Here is a 24021-nt window from a genome sequence, read left to right on the forward strand (position 1 = left end):
GATCAGAACTGGGTGGTGACGGTGACGCCGCTGAAGTCGGTGGCGGCGTACAGGCCGAGGTAGCGGTAGCCCGCCGTGGGGTTGGTGACGGTGATGGAGTGGGTGGTGCCGGCGACCGTGGAGGCGGCGGTGTAGGCCTTCGGCGACGCCCAGGTGTCCGCGTTGTAGTACAGGTACGCCTGACCGGTGCCGCCGAAGGTGTCGACCTTCAGTGTGGTGGTCCCGGCCGGCAGGTAGACGTACAGGTAGTCGGTGTTGCCGGCGGTCGCCGAGCGGCCGGTCCGGGCGCAGTTGCGGTCCATCGCGTCGGCGCGCTGCCCGGTGCAGGTCGGCAGGCCGAGGGCGGTCGTGGTGACCGCGGCCTGTGTGCTGGCGATCCGGCCGGTGTCATCGGTGGTGGTCAGCGCGACGGTGTACAGGCCGGGCGCGCCGTAGGTGTGGCTCGGGCTGCGCTCGTCCGAGGAGGTGCCGTCGCCGAAGTTCCAGTGCCAGCCGGTGATCCGGCCCGGGCCGGTCTGCACGGAGCGCTCGTTCAGGCTGAGGGTCGCGCCGTTCACCGTGGTGTCGAACAGCGAGGTCGGACCGGTCGCGAGGCAGCCGCCGGCGACGCAGGCGTCGAGCCAGGCGTCGAAGTCGGCGTCGTACGAGGTGCCGAGGTTGTTGTAGACCGCGTAGCCGCCGGGGTAGTCACCGACGCGGAAGCGCTCCAGCATGGACTGGACGTCGGCCGGGTGCCTCTCCAGCATGTAGCGGACGGCCAGGTAGCCCCACGGGTAGATGCGGGTCGAGTCCGAGTTGGCGTAGGTGTTCTGGAAGAGCGTGCTGAGCTTGTAGGTGTGCTTGGCCGCCTGGTTCATCGCGTCGACGTCGGTGGCGCCGCGGTGGCTGTACGAGACGTACTCGGCGAGGCCCTCGACCCACCACTTGTTCGGGACGGACGACTGGGTGTCGAAGTTGCCCTTCAGGTTGTAGATGCCGTCGAGGTAGTGGGTGTACTCGTGGTTGAGGTTCCACACCCGGGCGGGGTCGTTGACGTTCCAGGCCTTCTGGTACATCAGGGTCACGGCCCGCTTGTTCGGGTCGGTGGGGTCCATGAGGGTCACGCCGCCGTTGTCGGTGCTGTTGCCGAAGATCGCCCACGAGTAGGTGGTGTAGTCGGCCTTGTTGGCGAAGATCCCGAAGGTGACGGTCTTGGCGTACTGGTTCGGGATGGCCCCGCTGTCCTTGGACACGCTGTGGAAGAGCGCGTCCTGCTTGCGCAGGCTCTCGCAGACGGTGGCCAGTTCGGCGGCCGACAGGGACTGGGCCTGGAGGATGCGGTTGTCGCAGACCAGTTGGTTCGGCAGGATCACCGAGACGAGCTTGTTACGCAGGTCGCAGATGCCGTAGTACGAGCACTGGCCGTAGTTGAAGTACTCGGCCTGGCGGGCCGTGTACAGGTACAGCGTCCCGAAGGGCGAGAGCAGCGGCGCGGAGTCCAGCACCTTCTTGACCAGCGGCTTGGCCACGGCCTCGGCGGCGGGGCTCATCCCGGCGAACTTGGCCAGGTCGTTGCCCGCGTTGGTGTCGAGGACGTAGTTCAGCCCGCTGAGCAGGTCCCGGTGGTTGATCGCGAAGTCGGCGAGCGAGTTGATGAGGCTCGGGTCGTCCGCGAGCGCCTGGACGAAGTCCTTGTTCCGGTAGCCTTCCCAGAGCGGGTAGTACAGCACGGAGTTGACCGCGGCCCGCATCTGCGGGAACTGGTTGTACGTGTTGTCGTACTCGTCCAGGATCCGCTTGTAGACGCCCAGGTAGTGGGCCTGGACGTTGGCGCTGTCGGTGAGCCACACCACCTCCTTGAGGATGCGGCCGTTGTTCTCGCTGACGTCACGCCAGCGGGTGCCCGCGAAGAGGGTGTCCAGGGCGGCCGTGACGGCGTCGGTGAGCGCGGGGGTGTACGCGCCCGCCGCAACGGGGTGCCAGAACTGGATGTAGTAGCCCACCTGCAGGTACTTCACCATCGGCGCGATGCCGGTCGTGTTGTCGCCGGGGTAGGTCGCCGCCACGTCCTTGAGGGCGGCCGCGACGGACAGCATCCGGGCCTGGTTGAAGATGCTCGGGTCGGCGCCGCCGCTCCGGTACAGCGAGTCGATGCACTCCGTGGTCGAGCTCTTGATGAAGGCGACCAGGTCGGCCCCGGTGAGGGCGGCGAAGTCGGCCGGGGTGCAGCTCTGTACGGCGAGGGACTTGAACTGGGCGGGGGCGCTCGCCTCGGCCGGCTCCTCCAGCAGGCGCGTCGCGCCGATCAGCGCCGGGGACTGCGGAGCGGCGGGCTCGCCGGGTTCCTCGGAGCCCGTCGTCGTGGTCGGGGCCGTCGGGGCGGCGGGGCCGACCGGGCCGGCCGGGTCGGCCGAGGCAGTCGTCGTGGTCGGAGCCGACCCGGCGGTCACGACGGGCGGCGCCGCGAAGGCCTGGGCCGGGAGCACGGTGGTGGCCGTGGCGCAACAGGCGACGACGCCTGCCGCGAGCACGGAGAGTCTGGTGCGCAGGAGCACGCCGAATCCTTCGTCGAGTGGGGGCAGCCCGACGTGGGGTCGGGCTGAAGGAAGGAGATTTGGCGTGGATCCTGTCATCGACCGATGAGCAGAACAATGTCACAGGTTATATGGCATGAGATTTTCGGCCATCTCGCGGCTCGCACCCTCCGGGCGGCCGACCTGCGATGTTCCCGGCCCGAGCGGCTCGGCATATGGAACCGAAGGGACATCAGGCCATGATCCGGACCACCGCACAAGGCCGTTGGGCCTCACGGACTGGCCGATCTGCGCCTCCCACGCAGAACGCCCGGCCGGGGAGACCCCGGCCGGGCGTGCACGGCCTGCCACGCGACAGGTCGACGCGTCAGACGGCGCCGAACCCACCATTGGCGGCGGCGGTGCCGAAGGACTGGGACGAGCTTCCACTCGGCTGCCGGTAGTGCCACCAGCCCCGCCCTCACCCGCACCGGACCACGACGGCGGCGACGAGAACGTTGAGCGGGCACCGGGATTTTTCCCGGCGCCCGCTCCCCTCTCACCGGATCTCTCGTGCGGTAAGCCAGGAATCGGCCATGCCGCCACGGAAGGCTCCGCGATGGCAGCGCGTCCTCACGCCTGGGGCGGCGCCTGAGTCCCTTGGCGCTGCCGCCGGCGGTAGTTGCGCATGGACACCTGGGAGCCGCAGCCGGGACTGCAGTACAGCCCTCCCCCATTGCGGGTGCGGTCGAGGAAACCGAAATGGCACGGGGGGTTCCGGCACGCCTTGATGCGCCCCCAGTCGCTGCTCTGGGCGAAGGTCGTCACCGCGGCCAGTACGGTTCCGAACACACGCTCCACCCCCGCCTGCGGCGACGCCAGCTCGACACCACCGGCCGTGACCACCGCCGCCAGCGGGTAGAGCGAACCCGCGCGCCGCAGGTGCCGCTCGGCACGCTGCAGCGGCTCACCCAGGCTCTCCTCGTCGCCCGAGTGCGCGAGCAGCACGGTCACCAGGGCATCGCGCAGCTCGCGCGCGGCCGCGGCATCAGCATCGGTCGCCACCGTTTCGCCGCCGAAGTCGTCGCACTCCGCCAGCCACGCCGCGAGCGAGTCCCCGTCCCCGAACAACTCCCGCCGACCGGCCCCGTCCGCGCGCGTGTTCACGAACGCGAGCAAGGCCTCCACCGCCGGCGTGACGGTGCGCGGGCTGAGTTTGGGAGTTCCGGCCGCCGCACTGCTCATGGCTTCACTCTACATCAGCAGGAAGAGGCACTAATCCGTCTAACGGGCAACCAAGAGCGCCGTCCGGCTTGACTCGTTGCGAGCTAACTCATTACGGTCGCAACATGAACGGAACATCCAACCAGCAGACCCGCCCCCGCACATGGCTGATCACCGGCGCGACGTCCGGCATCGGCCGCGAACTGACGCTCCAGGCGCTCGCCAACGGCGACGCCGTCTCGGCGCTCGCCCGCAACACCGCTTCCCTGGACGAACTGACCGAAGTGCACGGCGAGCGCCTGCTCCCCATCCAGGCGGACGTGCGTGACGAGCAGGCCGTCCGGGAAGCGGTGGAGCGCACGCTCACGCGGTTCGGCCGGATCGACGTGGTGGCCAACAACGCCGGCTACGGACTGTTCGGAGCCGTCGAGGAGGCCTCCGACGCGCAGATCCGCGCCGTGTTCGACACCAACGTCTTCGGAGTGCTCAACGTGCTCCGCGCGACGTTGCCGGTGCTCCGCGCCCAGCGATCCGGGCACATCCTCCAGGGCTCATCCGTCTACGGGCAGTCCGCCCATCCCGGCGTGGGGCTGCTGGCCGCGACCAAGCACGCGGTCGAGGGGCTGTCGGACGCGCTGCTGGCCGAGGTCGCACCGCTCGGCATCAAGGTCACGATCATCCAGCCCGGGCTGACCGCGACCCCCTTCCTGGCCAACCTCGATGTCGCGGCCGGCCTGGCCGACTACGACCAAACCGTCCGCGAGGTCCAGAAAGGCATCGGCGAGCTGCCGGCATCCGCGTTCTCCTCCGCGGCGCGGATCGCCACAGGCATCCGGACCGCGGTCGACAGCCCCAACCCTCCGCTGCGCCTGGCCCTCGGCACCTCCGGCGCCACGGGCATGCGCACCGCGTTGGAGACCCGCATCGCGGACCTGGACACCTGGAAGCGCGTGACCGACGCCGTCGACAGATAGCCGCAAGTCCCGCCGGGGGCCGCGGCACTGACAGCCGAGGTGCCCCCGGCGGCGTAATCCGCGCGTGCCCGGAAAGCCGGGAAGTAATCTTGACCAACGACGTCATCCTGCTCACCGGAGGTCCCTACCGCGCAGGCCAGCAGACGCCCTCGAACAGTCCACACTCGAACGGGTGGACCTTGAACAAACGGCGCCGTTCCGCTGGAGGATCGACCTCCAGGTCGCCACCCCCGCCCTGGCCGCCAAGGCCGTCGAGGCCTACGTCGAACGCGCCGACACCCACGCCGAACGCTGGAGCGACCACGCGCCGGTGACCGTGGTGTTCGACCACCAGTCCTGACAGCTCCCCACGGGCAGGGCCTCCCAGGAGGCCGGGACCTCTGCCCAGCCGTCTCGACCGTCACGGCTTGGGCGAGGGGCCGGTCCTCTGGGCGTACGTGCGGGGCAAACCCCCCGCCGCCTTCCAGACCTTCCTGGACGACGACGGCATCCTCCGGCCGAAGTCCCGGCGAGCCCTTGGCACTTGAGCCCGGCTATCCGAGATCCCCGACAGGGTCAAGCCGAGAGGAAGGAGGAACGACGATGTCGCCACGCAGGAGTCCGCTGCCCTGTGGGGCCTCCGCGGGGTCATGGCCGGCAGAGATGATCCGGTTGCCCTCGTCGACGAAGACAACATGGGGCTTCATGTCGCGGGCCTCCTCATCGGATACCTGCGCATAGGAGATGATGATCACGAGATCTCCTGGGCTGATGAGTCGCGCGGCGGCACCGTTGATGCCGATGATTCCGGAGTTCCTCGGCCCTTCGATGACGTAGGTGGAGAGGCGGGACCCGTTGTCGATGTCAACGATGTCGACCTTCTCGCCGGGCAGTAGATCTGCGGCCTCCATGAGGTCGGAGCCGATGGTGAGCGAACCCACGTAGTGGAGGTCGGCCTGTGTGACCGTGGCCCGGTGGATCTTGGACTTCATCATGGTGCGGTGCACGGCGGTTGATCCTCGTCGTTCCTGCTCAGACAGCGGCTAGGAAACAGCTGCGGTATGTACGTATGATCTTGGTCAACAGGCTGGTAAGTCAGATGGTTGGAGCGCACTCCCGATTACGGCACATCGTCGGATATCGCCGGCACATCGCCGATCAGAGCGGGCAGTTCAGTCTCGTCGTTCTCGATCCGAGGGGACGGCAGCCATTCGCCCTCCTCGTTGATCACCACGACATGAGGGTGCGTTCTGCCGATATCCACCCCGGCCATCCGGCGAATCAGCCCTTACAGCCGTGCCCGGATCCTCTGGGCTCCTCTAGATGTCGCCATAGTCCGACGTGGACACCTCGGGACTGTCGGATTGCTCTTCCTGGACAGGAACTGCGGCGGCATCGTTGCGGGCCCCACCCCAGCGCTTCTCGGTCTCCCTGTGAATGTGCCAGATGTCGTCCTCGGTGAGGAGGACGGAGACGACACCGGGAAAAGCCTCCTCGAAGTAGATGTAGGGCTTTCGGTTGTCGATGCGCGGGGAGTGGTAGTCGAGTTGGTCCCGCATGCCGTGCTGGCGCGTGACCGGTGTCGCGGGGTGATAGGTGAGTATGTTCGGGCTGGCCAGATCGATCAGCTTGTCGTCGACGAGACGGCCCACTTCATGGATGGTCTCGTCGATACTCTCCCGCGTCTCACCGTCGAGGCCGAAGAGAACGGAGGTCCCCAGCTGCAGACCCTGCTCCTTGACGAGGGCCGCAGCTTCCCTGACCTTCTCCCTCCAGGGCTTCCGTTCGTCCCGGCGGATGTTCTTGTGAATGTTGTTCATGACCTGCGTCGACATGCTCTCGATGCCGATGTAGATGTAGCTGCATCCGGCATCCTTCATCTTCCGCAGGATTTTTGACGACTCTTCAGCCGAATGGAGCGCGACGAGGGTGTCCACGGTCAGCTGGGCACCCCACTGGAGGTCGCCCAGCCGCTGGACGTCGTCTTCCTCGCGAACGAATCTGCGGTAACGCGGTTCGAGTGAGCCGCCCTCCTCCCGGCGGATCCGGCCGAGCTCTTCGCAGAAGTTCTCGATGTCCCGGTACCGGCCGCTCCAGAAGACGGAGTCGTCGAAGAAGAGCGACTCGGCGCCGTAGCTGACGTACTCACAGACCCGCTCCGCCGCCGCACCTATCGCATCGTCCTTGAACCGCTTGAGCCCAGCGCCGAGTTGCGAAGACTCGGAGCAGAAATTACATCGGTACGGACAGGCGTTGGACACCATGAAGTGCGCGGTGCGCAGCACCTCTCCCGTCCCGGGGCGGGTGAAGATGGGGAATCGGGATCGGATCGCGAACGCCTCGTACGGCGAGGGTAAGGACGCGAGGTCGAGCGTTCGGCCACGGAGCGGAACGGCGTCGAAGGTCTCCCCCGCCGCCAGGACGACGACCGACGTGCCGGGCACGGGGCCCTCGTCGGCGAGCAGCCCCTGCAGGCACGGCAGCACCTGGTCACGGTCCACCCAACGCCGGTCGAGATCGGTGGCGAGGGCGAGGGCCCGCATGATCAGGTCCACAGCGAAGTAGGCCTCGCCGCCGATGACGGCGTCGACCACTCTGGGAGCCTTGCCCTCCTGGATGACCGCCACCGTGCTGCTGGGTTCGGACACGACGGTCTGGCCGTCGGGGGTGCAGGTGATGGTCTCGTCCACATGACGGCCTCCGAGTATGACGAAGGCATCCGGGACCTCGCACTTGACCAGCCTCGCGATTTCGAGCGCGTAGCGGTGCGCGGGTGACACGGCGCTGATGAGCACGACCCTGGGCTGGACCTCGCGCAGCAGCCGCAGCCACCTCGTGCGCGCCGCGTCGTCCCAGACCCGGGGGTCGAACACCGTCTGGTCGGTGTTGGGTGACGTGCCGTAGGCCCGGTATCCGTCGTCACCGGCGGAGAGCCGGTACTCCTTGGACGGGAACCGGGTCCACTCGGGCGCGAGGTCGCTGTAGTGCACGGCGTCCTCCAGCGGGCCGGCGTCCGCCACAGCACGGTGCACGGCAGCGCTCAGCGCCGTGTAGAGACACATCGGGTCGCCCGGATAGGTGATTTCACCCTCGGACTGGGTCATAACGGGCGCCAGTACCGACAGCACGGGGAAATAGCGGGTGTCCGTTCTCGCACTCGCCAGGTCGTCTGACAGCCGGCGCCTGCGCGTCAGACGCCGTTCCCGAAAAGCGTCCAGATCGGACACTTCCCCCGGGCGGTGCATCTGAATGGAGGCGCCTCCCGAATGTATCTTCTGAATAGCGTGCGTGGCCATCAGCCCTCCGGATTCTGGTTCTTCCGGGATCTTATCCCCGAACACGGACATCGACGACGCAATGACTCCAGCGGGCCATCGATGGACATTCCCATCCTTCTGCACTCCCGAAAACACACATCTCAATCCGTCACGGATTGGGACATTCTCAAAAGCGTGGCCGCATTCTTCTCATGGCGGTCCAGCAACTCTTCAATCGAGGGCCCACCCGGCACGACCTCGAACTCACCCGTGGTACTACTCGACCTTACTAGGTCGCGTCCGAAAATGTCATGTCCGAATCGGTCCTCAATCATTCACGTGCGCGCCGCCGGCCTTAGGGATTCGACCGGGGTTTCCGCGAACGCGAACCGGCCGACCGAGTCGGGCAGTTCCGGGCCCGCATTCAAGAACTCATCCGGCGGCTCGGCGAAATCGACGCACCCCGACCACCCCGACCACCCCGCCTACCGGCAGATCCTCACCGCCCCGGCCGACACGGGCGGGGCCTGTCCCCCCGCCCAGGCGCCTGAGGGCCGCCTCCCGCCCGCGACCAGTGATCCCTCCCCGACCTCGACCACGAAAGGACGAGCACTCACGTTCCGCATACTCACAGTCGGGCCCGGCGGACGGCCCTGCCTCCACGCCTTGTCCACCAGGCCCGTCCCGTTACGCTGCGCCGCTCCGCCCGGGGCCGGAGCTCCCCGCCCCGGGCAGAGCCGCCGTGGCCTGGAGATACGCGGCCAGGCCCTGCAGCGTCGGGTGGCGGTGCAGAGCCATCAACGTCAGCTCGGGCACCTGCGCCATACTGCGCATGGCCGTCATCGAGTCGCCGCCCAGGGCGAAGAAGTCGTCGTCACGCCGGATCCCCTCGACACCCAGGACGTCCTGCCAGGCCGCGGCGATCCGCTTCTCCCACGGACCGCTGGGCTCGGCACCCAGGGGCACGGCGCCGCCACGGCGCTCCTCGTGCGGTGAGGGGGCCGTGGGAAGCGACTTGCGGTCCAGCTTCCCGTTGGGACTCAGCGGCATGGCCGGCAGCACGAGCACGGTGCCGGGAACCATGTGAGCCGGGAGGCTGGCCGCGAGGGTCCTGCGGATGTCGTCCGGGTCCAGGACTTCGCCGTCGCGCGGCACGGCGTATCCGACCAGGACAGGGACGCCGACGGCATCGGCCTGCGCGGTCACCGCCGCTTCCTTGACCTGGGGATGGTCCCGGAGCACGGACTCGATCTCGGTCAGCTCCACCCGCAGCCCGTGAATCTTCACCTGCAGGTCGGTCCGGCCGATCAGTTCGATCAGTCCGTCGGCACCGAACCTCGCCAGGTCGCCGGTGCGATAGAGCCGCTCGCCGGCCACCGTGCCGTACGTCCACTCGATGAACCGCTCGGCGGTCAGGGCGGGCTGGTCCAGGTAGCCGCGCGCGAGGCCGACGCCGGCGAGGTACAACTCGCCTGTCACACCCGGCGGGACGGGTTGAAGTGACTCGTCCAGGATGTATGTGCGCTGATTGGCCATCGGGCGCCCGTACGGAATGCTCCTCCAGGTGGGTTCGGTGGCCTCGACCTCGAATATCGTCGAATAGATCGAGGCCTCGGTGGCCCCACCGAGGGAGATGAACCTGGCACCGGGCGCGGCTCCGCGGGCGCGTCCGGGCAGCTTCAGCGGGATCCAGTCCCCGGCGACCATGATCAGCCGCAGTGCGTTCACCGGTGAGGGCCCGCCGCCCCCGCCGCGCTCGACATGATCGAGTACCAGTTCCAGCAGCGCCGGTGCGGTGTTCCACACCGTGACGCCGTGGTCCGCCGCCAGTTCGGCCCAGTGCGCCGGATCCTTGGCCCGGCCGGGCTCAGGAAGGACGAGAGTGCCGCCTGCCGCCGTCATCCCGAGGAATTCGTAGACCGACATGTCGAAGCTCGGGGATGACAGGCCGAGGACACTGTCTCCGATGCCCACGGCGAAGCGGGAGTTGAGATCCTCGATGTTGTTCGTCACGCCCCGGTGGCGCAGCGCGATCGGCTTCGGCTTTCCGGTGGAACCGGATGTGTGGATGACGTAGCAGAGGTTGTCCGGCCCGGCCTGGGCCTTCGGATCGTGATCGGGCCGAGCGGACAGGGCGGCGGTCTCGCGGTCCAATAACACGAGGAGTGCCTGCTGTACGGAGTCCTCCCCGGTCAGAGCGGCAGCGAGCTCGCCATGGCTGATCAGAGCCACGCAGGAGGCACCGGTGATCATGGTGGACACCCTGGCCTGCGGATAGCCGGGGTCGAGTGGCACGTAGGCCCCGCCGGCCTTGAGTACCCCGAGCATCGAGATCAGCAGATCGGGCGAGTGCTCAAGGTAGAGGCCGACGCGGTCGTCGGGGCCGACGCCCAGGTCCCTCAGATGATGTGCCAGCCGGTTCGCCGCGGCGTTGATCTCCTGGAACGTCAGCCGGGTCGCTCCTTGGACCACGGCGACGGCCTCGGGGAACCGCGCGGCCTGCTCCTCGAACGCCTCGTGCAGACAGCCCTCCTCGCGGGGCAGTCGGACGGCGGTGTCGTTCCATTCCACAAGGATCCGGTGCGCCTCGGGCCCGGTGAGGAGCACGAGATCCGCCAGCGCCTGGTCCGGCCGGTTCGCGCCGTCCTCAAGCAGGTTCTGGAAGTGGGCGAGCAGTTGGTCGCCGGTCCCCGGTTCGAAGAGTCGCTCGTCGAAGTGGAGAGCGGCCGACCGGGACGCCGCCTCGGCCACAGGCAGCACGAGCTCGACCTCGTACGGCTCATCGCCCTCGCCGGACCGATTCGCACCGAGACGTACGCCGATGCGCGCGGGCTCCTTCCCGGGGGCCGCCACGGTACCGGCCGCACCGGTCAGTCCGCGGAGCGTGCTCTCCCCGGTGACGGAGAAGCGGCGCAGCGAGTCCTCACCTCCTTCGCGGCGCACGTGGAACTCGACCTGGTTCTGGCCGGAATACCGGTACAGCAGCGCGGCGAAGCCGGCGAGCAGCACACTCTCCGGGGCGGTCACACAGGACGCCGCCACATCCCTGACGTCACTGGCGTAAAGACCGGGAATGTCTCGGTGTACTACCCCCGTGCAGCGGGGTGCGTCGACGCCACGCGGCCGGTCCGCTGGGATTTGGGCGGCATGGGAGGACAATTCCTGTCTCCTGTCACAGATTCTCGACATCGCAGATGTAATTCGACTGTGAATATCGGATGGGCGCACGTGCGCACCGACTGCCGGGCCAGGAAGCTCCAAGCTTTGCGAGCGACCAGCCTCAGCGTCTAATCCGGGCCGAGGAAGGCGCTGTTGGCGACAGTATCGGCGGGCTGCGAACGCCGCAATGTGGCCGACGTCACACTTCGCAGCCGAAAGGTTGTCGCATAACCTTGTGTGCTCCCCTCATAGGGCGACCATGACGTACTCGGGGAGGGAACTCCCCCTGTGACCCGACCGGACCGCGGGGATGTGACTGGGGGGATGTGACCGGGGGGCCGGGGGACCCGCAGGAGTTCTGCCGAGCGATCGGTTTCCTGCCGCAGGCTTTCAGTGTCAGCTTGCTCTCCGTCGTGCGGCACTGCACCGACAATGGTTCGCACAGCGCTGTGCCATCCGACCGACACGGAACAGGACCTATGAACGCTGACACTTCGTCAACTGCTCTCGACTCCCTCGAACTGAGCCGCCTGTCACAGCGGGACGGGGAGAAGTGGGCCACCGCGGGCGCCGGCATGCTGGCCTCCTGGGTCGCGGACATGGACTTTCCGATCGCACCCGCGATACGCCAGGCCCTGCTGCGCCGCGCCGACGGCGATCTCGGCTACCCCCCGTGGTTCGACGAGAGCCGCGGCGGCCCGCTCGGCGAGGTGTTCGCCGAGCGGACGCGGCACCGGTACGGCCACAGGCCTGATCCCACGCACGTCCGGCTGTTCACGGACATCAACCAGGCGATGCTCGCGACGCTCCAGGTCGCCACCGACCCCGGCGACGCGGTGCTTCTGCACACCCCCGTCTGCCCGCCGTTCGTCGATGTCATCGAGAGGATCGGCCGCAGGGCGCTGACCGTTCCGATCCAGGAGGGCGGGGGCGGATGGGAGTTCGATCCCGCGCTCATGGAGCGGACCGCTGCGGACGAGGGCTCGGGGCGCTGCCGTGTGCTCTTCCTCGTCAACCCCCACAACCCCACCGGCCGGGTGTTCCGCCGTGACGAGCTGGAGTCACTCGCGGAACTCGTGCTCAGGTTCGACCTGTTGGTGATCTCCGACGAGGTGCATGCGGATCTGGCCCATGCCCCGCACCAGCACATTCCCTTCGCCTCGCTCAGCCCGGAGATCGCTGCCCGCACCGTCACCCTCACCTCGGGGAGCAAGGCGTTCAACCTCGCCGGGATCCGCTGCGCGCTGGCGCACATAGGACCGCAGGCCGTACGGGATGCCGTCGACGCCCGGCGCGGGCTGCTGTTCGGCCAGGTGGGAGTGCTCGCGGTCGAGGCGCTGAAGGCCGCCTGGACCTCGGGCGACGCCTGGCTGGACGAAGTGCTGGCCATCTTGGACCGGAACCGGCGGCTGCTGGCCGAGCGGCTCCCGGAGAGCATCCGATGTCAGACTCCGGAGGCCACCTTCCTTGCCTGGCTCGACTGCCGGCAGCTGGGGATCGGTCCGGACCCCATGCCCTTCTTCCGCGACGAGGCCAAGGTGCTCCTCTTCTCCGGTCCGGCCTTCGGAGCCGGCGGCGATGGATTCGTACGGCTCAATTTCGGTACCTCCCCGCAGGTCCTGGAAGAGACCCTGGAACGTATGGGCGCCGCGTTGCGACGGCGCGGACACGACTGAGAACCGCGTCGGCCTCGACCGTTCACGAGTCCTCGTCGGTTCGGCGATCCACGGCATCGGCCTGCCTTGGAGCCTTCCCGCCCCGGGTGCCGGTCACCTCGCCCCGGTCCTCGTCCCCCTGCGCGATCGCGCGCTGCGCGACGTGGACGTTCCGATCAGCACCGACAACCCCGAAGACACGGACAAGGAGCTTTCCTGTGACTGACCACGCGACGGTGCGGGTTCAGCCGGCCTCCGCTCTGGAGATGCAGTTCTGGCTCGGTGACCAGATCGCCCCGGCGAGCCGCGCCGGCTGGGTCCTCGCCCAGGTCCGCGTCGACGGCCCGCTCGAACTCCCCGCCCTCGACGCGGCGCTGGCGGCAGTGGCGCGCCGCCAGGAGGCGCTGCGCACCGCCTTCGTCTTCGAGCACGAGCAGGTGGTCCGGAAGGTCCTCGCGGAGCCGGTCGCAGAGCCGATCCTGTGCCTCGGGGCCGGCACCGGCTTCGAGGAGGCGGCCGCCGCCCTGCTGAACGCCGACACCTTCGATCTCGCCGCGGGCCGCGTCTACAGGGCCGCGGTCGCCCCGGACGCACAGGGTGCCACCGTCTTCCTGGCGGTCCATCACATCGCCTTCGACGGTCTCTCCCAGGAGGTGTTCGCCGCCGACCTGGCGTGCGCCTACGCACGGGCCGTCGACGGCGTCGCGACCGATCTGCCCGTGCTGGAACGGGCGGAGGCCGCAGAGCTCACGCCGGCGCAGCACGCCGAACTCACCGCGCACTGGCGCGCCTTGCTGGCCGGGGCGGCCGACCTGCCCACCCCGGACGGCAGCCCGGCGCCGAACCAGCACGAGCTCGCTGCAGGTGAATCGGCCGAGCTCGCGGCCACGTATCCGCCCGGCACCTGGCAGGCGGTGCGCGACCGGGCCAGGCGCAGCGCCTGCTCACCGTTCGCGGTGCTGCTGGCCGCGTACGGCCGGGCTCTGGCCGAGATCACCGGCGGCTCCGACTTCTGCGTCGGCACACCGGTGGCCGCCCGCTCGGCCGGGCAGGAGGACGAACTCGGCTGCCTGATCGACGTCCTGCCGGTGCGGATGCCCGAGCTGTCCGCAGCCGGGGTGGTCGAGCGGGTCTGGGCTGCCGTGCGGGAGAGCATCCTGGGCTCCGAGCTGCCCCGTTACGAGATAGTGCGGGCCGTACCTACGGTCGCCGGTGGTCGGATGCCCGTCTACCAGGTGCTGTTCGCCTTCGAGAACTGGCGGCGCGTCGAGCATTCGGCCGGTCCGGTGAGGATGCACGCCGTTCCGGTGCCGCCGGTCGGCGCGGTCGCCGAGGTCCAGCTCCAGGTGTGCGAGCGGCCCGACGGGACGCTGAAATGCGTCGTCCAGGCTCCGCTGACCGGTTCCTGGTCGCAGCGGCTCCCTGACCTGCTGAGCGCCTTCGGCAGCCGGCTCGTCGAAATCGCCCCGTCGGCCACGGCGTCGGCCACGCCTCACTCGCTCTCCTCGGAAGCTCCCGCCTGACCACCTCGTCGAGGTGGCTGTCGCACGCGGGTGCGGCAGCCGGGGTCCACCGTCACTGGCCGCTTCCAGGAGTCCGCCGTGCTGCGAGCCCCTCCCGGCCAGGTGCCTGGACGGGAGGGGCGGTTCCACAGGGGCGGGGCGGTCCGCCGGCCCGGGCGTCGCCGGGCTCGCCGTGGGTCCGTCGACGCGCGGAAGGGCTATGCGTCGAGCGGGAGCGGGGCTCCGTCGGATCCGTGGGCCAGCAGTTCGGCGAAGGCGGCCACCGTCGGGGCCTTGTACAGGCTCGGGAGGGTCACTTCGATACCCAGCGCCTCTCGGATCCGGGCCACCAGGCGGATCGCGTCGAACGAGTTGCCGCCCAGACGGAAGAAGTCGTCGTGGATCCCCATGTCGGGTGCGGCGAGCACGTCGGCGAACAGGCAGCGGAGCAGCGCCTCGGTCGTGTCGCGCGGAGCGGCCGGTCTCCCGGTCGGTCGGTGCCGGGGCGCAGGGAGTGCCGCCCGGTCGAGCTTGCCGTTGGCCGTCAGGGGAAGCGCGTCGACGATCACGAAGTGGTCCGGAACCATCTGCGGCGGGAGCCGGAGCTCCGCCTCCCGCCGCACGTCCTCGACATACAGGTCCGGAGACGACCAGCCCGACCCACGGTACGCCGGTGCGGCGCCCTCCCCGCCACCGGAGGCCGGCTGCCCGCCGCGGACCGCGTAGAGGGTGACCAGACCGGTCTCCGAGAGCATCGCCAGCCCGTCGACGGTGACCCGGTACCCTCGCTCCTCCAGTCGGCCCCGGATCCAGTCGATCCGGCCCGGGGCGTCGTGCGCTTCGATCACCAGCTGGCGGACCAGGTTCCAGTGCTCCTCACGGAGCCCCAGGAGCACCGCGCGTTCGCTCTTCTCCGCATCGATCTTGAGCAGGTCGATCCGTTCCACACCGGTCTCGTCGATGACGTCGGACAGCGTGCGCAGCTCGCAGGTCACGTCGGTGTGCTGCAGCCGCTCCGTGAGCAGGCTGTCGAGATCCGCCGCGCCGCTCTGCGGAAGGGATTCCCGCATCGGCTGCTCGTTGCGGACGAAGGCCTCCAGGACACCGCGCTCCTCGGCGGTGTCGCCGAATCGCCCCGACATGATCGAGAGTTGCGGATAGTAGGTGAACGACGCCGTACCGGCCGCTTCGGCGAGGCCGCACGGGTACAGCCTGGCGTCGACTCCGTGCAGCCGGGTGTTGAGTTCGAGCATGCGGAAGAGCTGCGGAATCGGCTCGAACGAATGGACCACGCTGCCGGGACGGGAGCGGGCCACCGCGAGCGCGAAGAACCCGATGTGCGCGCCCACGTCGAAGACGCAGGCCCCGGTGTCGGGCAGCGTGATCCCGTGCCGCAGATACTCGCCCTCCTCGAAGATCTCGCGGTACAGGAAGTCCGCCTCCGACCGGTTGGACGCGACGACGGCCATGCCGTTCGGTAGGGTCTGCAGGTCCGTCCGGTCGAGGAGCCCGGCTTCTTCGAGGCGGCACAGGTTCCGCAGTGCGGCGGCCTCGACGTGGTCGGGTACGAGGTAGGCGGTCAGCCGCGTCTCGCCGGCCTCGTCGGTCCTCGCGGCCACCACCGCGTCGGCGACCGCGGCGTGCCGGGCCAGTGTCGCTTCGATCTCGCCGAGTTCGATGCGCACGCCTCCCACCTTGACCTGGTGGTCGTTGCGGCCCAGGTAGTGCAGGACCCCGTCAGCGTCCCGCCGGGCGAGATCCCCGGTTCGGTACATCCGGCTGCCTTCAGGGCCGTAGGGATCGGGGACGAATCGCTCTGCTGTCAGCCCCGGCCGGTTGACGTACCCCCGGGCCAGCTGGACGCCCGAGATGTAGAGCTCGCCGGCCGCACCGGGCGCGGCCTGGTTCAGCTGCTCGTCCAGTACGTACAGCCGGGTGTTGCGCACCGGGGCACCGATCGGCACCGGGCCGGGCGGGTCGCCGGGGCCGCAGCGCCAGTAGGACACGTCCACCGCGGCCTCGGTGGGTCCGTAGAGGTTGTGCAGTTCGGCGTCCAGGAGGCGGAAGAACCGTGACCGCAGATCGGCCGAGAGCGCCTCGCCGCTCGTGAACACCCGGCGCAGCGAATCACATCGGGCCGTCCTCGGCTCTTCGAGGAAGTGACGCAGCATGGACGGGACGAAGTGCACGGTCGTGATCCGCTCCGCCCGGATCAGCTCGGCGATCCGGGCGGGGTCCCGGTGCTCGTCCGGCCCGGCCAGGACGAGGCGCGCACCGACGCACAGCGGCCAGAAGAACTCCCACACGGAGACGTCGAATCCGGCGGGGGTCTTCTGCAGGACGTGGTCGTCGTGGCCCAGCGGATACTCCGCCTGCATCCAGCGCAGGCGGTTGACGATGGCCTCGTGGGACACGGCCACCCCCTTGGGCCGGCCGGTGGATCCCGAGGTGAAGATGACGTAGGCGGTGCTCGACGGGTGCAGCGGGGGCCACCCGGTCCCGTCCGGCTCGGGCGCGCCCTCCTCCGACATCCGTCGGACGTCCTCGCCGTCGAGCATCAGCACGGGCCGTGCGTCCTCGGTCATCTCCCGGACACGCTCGGCGGGCAGCAGCGGATCGACCGGAAGGTACGCGGCCCCGGCCCTGTGGACCGCGTAGAGGGCGACCAGCAGTTCCACGGACCGCGGCACCGCGACCGCCACGATCGTCTCGGGCCCCACCCCCTTGGCCATGAGCAACCGCGCCAGTCGGCCGGCCCTGGCGTCCAGCTCGGCGTACGTGAGGGATTCGTCGGCGCCGACGAGCGCGACGGCGCCAGGGGTGCGGGCCACCTGGGCCGCGAAGAGACCGGGCAGGGTCTCTGCCGCCATCTCGTGAGCCCCGTCGTCGCTCATGACGTCACCTCCCATCGACGCGCCGACCGGTGTGCTTCGGGCCGTCGGTGCCCTCCCGCCCGCACCGCCGCGCGGACGTCGGTGAGGAGCCGGGCCGGCGGCGACGGGGCGGTCCTGTTCTCGGGGTGTCCACGCACGCGGATCGTCCTCCCTTGAGGTCGGCTACGGAAGAGGCGTCGCGGACGGACGGACGGCCGCCCGGCGCAGTGCCTCGATGTGCGCGGCCAGCGTCTCGACGGTCGGCGCGTCGACCAGGGCGCGCACCGGGATGTCCAGGTCGAGCTCGGCCCGCAGTCGGCTGACGACCGCCAGCAGGGAGAACGAGTCCCCGCCGGCCTCGAAGAAGTTGGCCCGCACGTCCACCTCGGCGAACCCGAGCACGTCTGCCCAGGCCGCCGCGACGGTGCGCTCCGTCTCCGTGCTCGGCGGTGTCACGACCGTCGGAAGCACGGGAATCGGCTCGGGTCGGGGCAGCCGCGGGCGGTCCACCTTGCCGGTCGGGGAGAGCGGCATGGCCTGGAGCCACATGAACACGGCCGGCTGCATGACGATGGGCAGCTTCGGGGCGAGGTGGGCTCGGAGCGCGGCCTCGTCGAGCCCGCTGCCCGGTGTCCTGACCACGTGGGCGACCAGCCGCTGGTCGGGCTCCAGGACCACCACGGCGTTCGCCACCTCCGGGTGACCGCGCAGCACCGATTCGATCTCCTCCAGCTCGACCCGCACGCCGCGGATCTTGACCTGATTGTCGACCCGGCCCAGGAACTCCATCTCCCCGTTGGGCAGGCGGCGCACCAGGTCACCCGTGCGATAGAGGCGTCGGTCGGGCCGGGCCGGGTCCGGGGCGAACCGGTCGGCGGTCAGGGCGGGCTGGTTGCGGTAGCCGCGAGCGACGCCGTCACCGCCGATCCAGAGCTCGCCGGGCACGCCGATGGGCTGCGGGTTCCCCCAGCGGTCGACCACCGCGCAGGAGGCGTTGGCGATCAGCTCGCCCAGCGGCATGGAGCTGCGCTCCAGCGGCTCGTCGCCCATCCGGCCGACCAGGGCCGCGCCCGCGGTCTCCGTCGGCCCGTACTCGTTCCAGATCTCGCACCCGGCGGAGACGACCGCACGGCTCCGCGCCACCAGGTCGGCGTCCAGGTTCTCGCCGCCCATGGACACGTGCCGCAGCGTCGGCATGTCGAGGCCGGCGTCGGTGATGCCGCGCATCTGGGTCGGCGTCAGGTACAGCATGTGGATCGACTGCTCGTTGATGAACCGGGCGGTGGCCCGGCCGTCGGCCTTGACCTCTCGGGGCAGCATGACCAGGCAGGCGCCTGCGGTCAGTGCGTGGAACATCTGCTCGACCGACCAGTCGAAGTGGTAGGAGAGGTTGTGCACCACCCGGGTGCCGGGCCCGATCGGGCGGATGTCCTGGGCCCACTGGATCCACGGGGTGATCGCGGTGTGCGGCAGGCCGACGCCCTTGGGCCGGCCGGTGGTCCCGGACGTGTACATCAGGTACACCAGCTGCGAGGGATGCAGCGCGGACCCCGGGGTGCCGCCCCGCGCGCCGTCCTGCGCGCCGTCCTGCGCGGTGCTCACCACGCCCACGCTCTCCAGGACGGCCGTCGGCAGCTGGTCCCGCAGTTCCGGGGTGGTGACCAGGATCCTCATCCCGCTGTCCGCGACGACGTAGGACATCCGGTCGACGGGGGCGAGCGGATCGATCGGCACGTAGGCGGCACCGGACTTCAGGATGCCGAGGATGCCGACGATGAGGTCCACCGACGGGTCCGCGCACAGGCCGACCAGATCGTCGGTGCCGATGCCGCGCGCCGTCAACTCGTCGGCCAACCGGGATGCTCTGCGGTCGAGTTCGCGGTAGCCGACCCGCTCGCCGCCGCTCTCCACCGCGTCCGCGTCCGGGGTCCTGAGCGCCTGTGCCTCGAACAGCCGGTGCAGGAAGAGGTCCGTGGGGTAAGGGCCGCAGCCGGAGGTGGACCACTCCTCAAGCTGACGACGCTCCTCCTCGGGAAGGATGGTGAGCTCGGAGAGGCGCTTGGCGGGGGCGGCCACCGCGTCGGCCGCGAGTACGGCCAGGTGGTCGAGGATGCGCCAGGCCTTGTCCTCCAGGAACAGGTCGGTGTTGTAGTCGACCGCGAGGCGGTACGTGAATTCGGTCTCGACGACCCGGAACACCAGGTCGAACTTGACCGCCTTCAGGTTCAGGCCCAACTCGACGTCGTTGACGGTGATCCCGGCCAGCTCCGGCGCCGGGACCGCGTGCTGGTACGACAGCATGACCCGGAACGGCCCCTGCCGGGAGGAACGGTCGGTCGAGACCGCGTTGGCCACCCGCTCGTAGGGGACGTCCTGGTGGGCGAAGTCCTCCAGGATCCTGCCCCGGACCCGGCCGAGCAGTTCGGCCAGCGTCGGGTCGCCGGACAGGTCGCTGCGCACGGCGAGGGTGTTGAGGAAGCACCCGAGCATGGATTCGAGCTCCGGCAGGTCACGGTTGGCGCTGGGGATGCCGACCACGATGTCCGTCTGGCCGCTGTACCGGCTGAGCAGCACGTTGAGCAGCGTGAACATGGTCATGAACGGAGTGGCGTTGTGCTCCCTGGACAGCTCGCGGATCCTGCGCGACACCGCTCGGGGCAGCTCGATGTCCACCGACGCCCCCCGGCTCGTGCCGGTCTCCCGGGGCGGCAGGTCGGTCGGGAGGTCCAGCGTGGGAAGCGGGCCGCGCAGGCGGTCCTTCCAGTAGTCCAGTTGGCGTTCAAGCGTCGTCCCGGTGACCGTGCGCCGCTGCCAGGCGGCGTAGTCGGCGTACTGCACCGGCGGCTTCACGGCCGCCGGGATCCCGGCGTCGGCGGCGGCGTAGAGCTCCAGCAGCTCGGCCATGGCGAGTTCGAAGGAGTACACGTCGGTGATGATGTGGTGCAGGTTGATGAGCAGGACGTGCCAGTCCTCGTCCAGCCGGTACAGCTCGACCCGGAGCAGCGGCCCCTGCTCCACGTCGAACGGCCGCTGGGCGGAGTCGAGGAGCAGACCGGCCAGCACCTGCTCCTGCTTCTCCTCCGGCTCGTCCCGGAGGTCGACCACGGTCAGCGGCAGTTCGGCCTCGGCCCGAATCACCTGCTCGGGGATGCCGTCGACCGCCTTGATGGTCGTGCGGAAGACCTCGTGCCGGTCGACCAGCGCCTGGACGGCCTGCCCCAGGGCCGTGATGTCGAGCGGGCCCACGAGCTCGTTCGCCACCGGGATGTTGTAGCGGGAGTTCGGACCCTGGATGTGCTCGTCGACCCACAGCCGCTGCTGGGTGAACGAGGTGGGCGCGTGGAAGACCTCGCCCGAGCGCCCCTCGAACGGCTCGATGACCTGTTCCGCCCCGGGCTCCTTCTCCCCCATCGCCTCGATGGCCGCGGTCAGCTCGACGAGGGTCTGTGCATCGAAGAGCGCGCTGAGCGGAATCCGGATGCCCAGCTCCTCGCGCAGCCGGCTGATCGCTCTGGCACCTTTCAGTGAATTTCCGCCCAGCGCGAAGAAATTGGCGTCAGGACCGGATATCTCGGTGTGCAGGACAGCCGTCCATACATCCGAGACGACGTCCATCACGGACCGCTGCGACATGTCTTTCCACCTAAATCCTTCAACGAGAGCACGGTTGTTTCGAAGGGCTTCGGGTCAGTGACCGCTCTGCCGGGGTGCGGCGGCGAGCCGCCCGGCGATGTCGGCGAGCACGGCCGGACGGGCGGAGTGCAGGAAGAAGTGACCGCCGGGAAACATCCGCAGGTCGAAGCCACCGGCTGTGAGCTCGCCCCAGCGCGGCATCGCCGCAATGCCCGCGGGATCGTCCTCGGTCCCACCGAACGCCGTGACCGGGCAGGTCAGCAGCGGCCCGCCGGTGAACCGGTAGGTCTCGACCACCGCGAGGTCGGCCCGGATCACCGGGAGCATCAGGCGCATCAGCTCCGGGTCCGCCAGAACCGCTTCCGGTGTCGCGGACCAGGAGCGCAGTCGCCCGATCAGCTCCTTCTCCGGACCGGCGTGGTACGCGGTCTCCTCCCGGGCGTGGGGCGGCACGCACCCCGAGACGAACAGCCGGGTGGGTGAGCCGATCTCCATCCGCTGCAGGGCGCGGGTGAGGTTCCAGGCCACCAAGGCGCCCATGCTGTGCCCGAAGAATGCGAACGGACGGTCCAGGTGCGGGATGACCGAGGGCACCAGGACGTTGAGCACCGCGCCCATCCGGTCGAACAGCGGGGATCCCAACTGATCCTCTCTGCCCGGAAGTTGTACCGACCACGGTTCGATGTCGGCGGGCAGGGCGGCGGCCCAGTCGCGGAACACCGAGGCACCGCCGCCGGCGTACGGGAAGCAGAACAGCCGCGTGGCCGCCTGCGGCCGCTCGGCGAGCGGCCTCACCGCCACCCTCATCGGCCGGTCCCGCCCGCCATCTCCCGGCGCAGGGTCAGCGGACGCATGTCCGTCCACACCTCATCGACGTGCGCGAGACAGGCCTCCTTCGAGCCCCGCTCGCCCGTCTCCCGCCAGCCGGCGGGCAGCTCGCGTCCCTGCGGCCAGATGGAGTACTGCTCCTCGGAGTTGATCACCACGACATAGCCGTCGTCGTCACGCTGCCCGTCCATGGGCCCTTCCTTTCGGTGAGTTGGCGGAGTACCGGCTCAGGCGTTCGGCGCCCCGGGCCGGGAGGCCCGCAGGGCCCCCAGCCGACGACGGCCGGCGGGTACGGTCCGCGCCGCCCGCCGGGCCCGCGCCAGCGGCTCCGCCAGGGCGGCCAGCGAGACCGACGCGTCCTCGACGACCGTCCGCAGGACCGCCAGAAAGGCCGAGCGGACATCCTCGGCCTCGGACTTCGCCAGCCGTCGGGAGTTGTAGTTGAGCCGCAGACTGAGCCGGTCGCCGTCCGGCCTGCCGAACAGGCAGAGGTCGAGCTGCGAGGTCTGCCGGGCCGGGGGCAGGAAGTCCGTGAACTGGAAGGAGGTCGAGAAGACCGGGTTCCGGCCGGGCCGGGACTCCACATCGAGCTTCTCCAGCATCAGGGTGAACGGATAGCGGCTGTGCGCATAGGCGCCGATGCTCACGGCCTTGGTCCGGCGCACGACCTCTTCGAAGGGGTCCGCACCCGACATCCGCACCCGGACGGGGAGCGGGTTGACGAAGTTGCCGAACATGCCGTCCAACTCCTTGGCGTCCCGGCCGGAGAACGGGACGCAGACCACGATGTCGTCGTCGGCGCCGATGTCCCGCAACGCGACCGCGTAGACGCTGAGCAGCAGGATGTGCGGCGTGACGCGCAGCCTCTTGACCAGTGCCGCCAGCCCTGCGGCCGTGTCGGCCTCGACGCCGAACTCCAGCGTCTCGTTCACCACCTCATCGGCGGGCGCGTCGTAGTCCCCGATGCGCAGCCGCGGCAGCGGGGCGGCCAGCTGGTCGAGCCAGTACACCTCCATGGCCTTGCTCCGGTCGCTCGCCAGCCACTCCCGCCGAGCCCGCACGAAGGCGTCGTAGGTCGTCGGGAGCGGGGGCAGATCCGGCTCTCCGTCCGCGGCGAAAGCCCGGTAGCAGAGCAGCAGTTCGCGTATCAGGATGCCCATGCTGGTGCCGTCGGCGATGATGTGGTGCACGTTCAGGTGGAGGCAGTGGTGGTCGGCGGCCAGCTTGAACACCTTGAGCCGCACCGGCGGGGTGGCGAGTTCGTCGAAGGGGGTCGCGCTCTCGGCCCGGACGCGCCGGTTCAGTTCGGCCGTCGGATCAGCCTCGCCGGTCAGGTCGACGAGCGGCACGTCCAGGTCGAATTCAGGCAGGACACGCTGGCGCGGACCCTCCGGAGTGTCCCGGAAGGACAGCCGCAGCGCCTGGTGCCGGTCCATCAGGAAGGCCGCGGCACGGCGCACGGCGACGATGTCCACCGCCTCGTACAGGTGCTGCCAGTACGGCAGGTTGGATTCCGCCCGGCCGTCGCCCAGCTGATTCTGGAGCCATAACCCCCTTTGACCGTTCCACAGTTCGAGCCAGGCCCCATCACCCTCGAAGTCGTCGGGGTCTTCCACTTGTCCAGCCAATCTTCACATCAGTGGTTTGCAGGATGCCCGGACCGACGCGACCGGTTCCGGGGACACGCGACCGCCGGGCCGCCACCGGGGGGTCGACGGCGTCACGCGCTACGAGGGCGGGCTGCACGGCTCCTCCGTCTCCCAGGTGGCCAGCAGGTCGGTGAGCAGGACCTTCACAGCGGGCGCGTGGAACAGCTCCTCCGCCGTCACGTCGACCCGGTGCACCACCCCGGAGCCCGACCAGTCGAGCGCCTCGCTCAGCAGGACGTGGGTGGGAGCCGGTGGGGCCTCCGGGGGCACCGCCGCGGTCAGGGTGAAGCTGAGCCAGGCCCGCTGCCCCTCGGTCAGTTCGACCAGGATCTCCTCGTCGAGCCCCGGCGAGCAGCCGACGATCACCGAGAGCAGGAAGGAGCCGGCCAGGGTGAGCGCGTCACCGGACGGCAGGCCGGTGATCGTGGGCACCTCGGCGGACTCGTCCATGGCCAGGGCGAGGTCGTCCAGCAGTTCCTGAGGAGTCTTGGGGTCGGCCCGTGCCGGGTCGAGCACGACGAGCGGGACGTCCGGCCCGGGCAGCGCCTCCACCAGCGCCGAGGCCAGGCCGACGGCCGAACAGTAGGCCAGCACCGCGACCGGGAGCGGCCCGGCAGCGGTGATCCGCTCGGCCCAGTGGGCGGCCTGCTCAGCCGTCCCGACGACTCCGTCGGCGAGGCCGGGGTAGTGCAGCGGGTCGATCCTGAGGGTCCGCCCCCGCCAACCGTCGGGCAGGATGCCGCCGAAGGTCCTCCGGGGCACTTCGTTCCCGAACTCCAGTATAACGAGGGGCCGT

14 protein-coding genes and 2 pseudogenes are annotated in these 24021 nt (G+C 69.6%); 4 read left to right on the forward strand and 12 right to left on the reverse strand.

Features of this window, described 5'->3' with window-relative positions:
- Window positions 1-2: 2 nt before the first annotated feature.
- Together OG550_RS03105 and OG550_RS03110 are read right to left on the reverse strand one after the other, a co-directional pair.
- Window positions 3-2534, reverse strand: coding sequence for a collagenase (locus OG550_RS03105; RefSeq protein WP_327674220.1), 2532 nt, complete (start codon window positions 2532-2534; stop codon window positions 3-5).
- 591 nt (window positions 2535-3125) lie between these two features.
- Complete coding sequence (locus OG550_RS03110) at window positions 3126-3737, reverse strand: CGNR zinc finger domain-containing protein (RefSeq protein ID WP_327674222.1); 612 nt, start codon at window positions 3735-3737, stop codon at window positions 3126-3128.
- Between the two features lie 104 nt (window positions 3738-3841).
- Between OG550_RS03110 and OG550_RS03115 the strand changes: the two genes are divergently transcribed.
- Window positions 3842-4690, forward strand: coding sequence for an SDR family NAD(P)-dependent oxidoreductase (locus OG550_RS03115; protein WP_327674224.1), 849 nt, complete (start codon window positions 3842-3844; stop codon window positions 4688-4690).
- A gap of 202 nt (window positions 4691-4892) precedes the next feature.
- Window positions 4893-5030: pseudogene (locus OG550_RS03120) on the forward strand (exodeoxyribonuclease III); the annotation flags it as partial.
- A 193-nt stretch (window positions 5031-5223) separates the two neighbouring features.
- Here the strand turns inward: OG550_RS03120 and panD are convergent.
- The 4 genes from panD to OG550_RS03140 all read right to left on the reverse strand — a co-directional run bounded on the left by panD (window position 5224) and on the right by OG550_RS03140 (window position 10953).
- Complete coding sequence (panD, locus tag OG550_RS03125) at window positions 5224-5676, reverse strand: aspartate 1-decarboxylase (protein ID WP_327674226.1); 453 nt, start codon at window positions 5674-5676, stop codon at window positions 5224-5226.
- Window positions 5677-5789: 113 nt separating this feature from the next.
- Complete coding sequence (locus tag OG550_RS03130; protein WP_327674228.1) at window positions 5790-5942, reverse strand: IS110 family transposase; 153 nt, start codon at window positions 5940-5942, stop codon at window positions 5790-5792.
- Window positions 5943-5988: 46 nt separating this feature from the next.
- Window positions 5989-7965 carry a B12-binding domain-containing radical SAM protein gene (locus OG550_RS03135; protein ID WP_327674230.1) on the reverse strand — a complete coding sequence of 659 codons (1977 nt, stop codon included), beginning with the start codon at window positions 7963-7965 and terminating at the stop codon, window positions 5989-5991.
- A 648-nt stretch (window positions 7966-8613) separates the two neighbouring features.
- Window positions 8614-10953: a non-ribosomal peptide synthetase gene (locus OG550_RS03140; RefSeq protein WP_327674232.1), complete on the reverse strand. Its 2340-nt coding sequence runs from the start codon at window positions 10951-10953 to the stop codon at window positions 8614-8616.
- A gap of 611 nt (window positions 10954-11564) precedes the next feature.
- Here OG550_RS03140 and OG550_RS03145 point away from each other — a divergent pair.
- Together OG550_RS03145 and OG550_RS03150 are read left to right on the forward strand one after the other, a co-directional pair.
- On the forward strand, window positions 11565-12761 hold the full coding sequence (locus OG550_RS03145) for a MalY/PatB family protein (RefSeq protein WP_327674234.1): 1197 nt from the start codon (window positions 11565-11567) through the stop codon (window positions 12759-12761).
- A 197-nt stretch (window positions 12762-12958) separates the two neighbouring features.
- Window positions 12959-14263 (forward strand): condensation domain-containing protein, encoded by a 1305-nt coding sequence (locus OG550_RS03150; protein ID WP_327674236.1) that lies wholly within the window; start codon window positions 12959-12961, stop codon window positions 14261-14263.
- A 197-nt stretch (window positions 14264-14460) separates the two neighbouring features.
- Here OG550_RS03150 and OG550_RS03155 read toward each other — a convergent pair.
- The 6 genes and pseudogenes from OG550_RS03155 to OG550_RS03180 all read right to left on the reverse strand — a co-directional run.
- Window positions 14461-17121: pseudogene (locus OG550_RS03155) on the reverse strand (amino acid adenylation domain-containing protein); the annotation flags it as partial.
- A gap of 177 nt (window positions 17122-17298) precedes the next feature.
- Window positions 17299-20748 (reverse strand): non-ribosomal peptide synthetase, encoded by a 3450-nt coding sequence (locus OG550_RS03160; RefSeq protein ID WP_327674240.1) that lies wholly within the window; start codon window positions 20746-20748, stop codon window positions 17299-17301.
- A gap of 54 nt (window positions 20749-20802) precedes the next feature.
- Window positions 20803-21543 carry a thioesterase II family protein gene (locus tag OG550_RS03165; protein WP_327674242.1) on the reverse strand — a complete coding sequence of 247 codons (741 nt, stop codon included), beginning with the start codon at window positions 21541-21543 and terminating at the stop codon, window positions 20803-20805.
- Between the two features lie 8 nt (window positions 21544-21551).
- On the reverse strand, window positions 21552-21767 hold the full coding sequence (locus OG550_RS03170; protein WP_053690741.1) for an MbtH family protein: 216 nt from the start codon (window positions 21765-21767) through the stop codon (window positions 21552-21554).
- Between the two features lie 36 nt (window positions 21768-21803).
- Entirely contained in the window at window positions 21804-23192 is a 1389-nt protein-coding gene (locus tag OG550_RS03175; RefSeq protein ID WP_327674246.1) for a condensation domain-containing protein, read from the reverse strand.
- Between the two features lie 111 nt (window positions 23193-23303).
- Window positions 23304-23987, reverse strand: a complete 684-nt coding sequence (locus tag OG550_RS03180; RefSeq protein ID WP_327674248.1) for a hypothetical protein — start codon at window positions 23985-23987, stop codon at window positions 23304-23306.
- Window positions 23988-24021 lie beyond the last annotated feature (34 nt).

The organism is Kitasatospora sp. NBC_00458 (genome assembly GCF_036013975.1).
In the GTDB taxonomy this organism is placed as follows: Bacteria; Actinomycetota; Actinomycetes; order Streptomycetales; family Streptomycetaceae; genus Kitasatospora.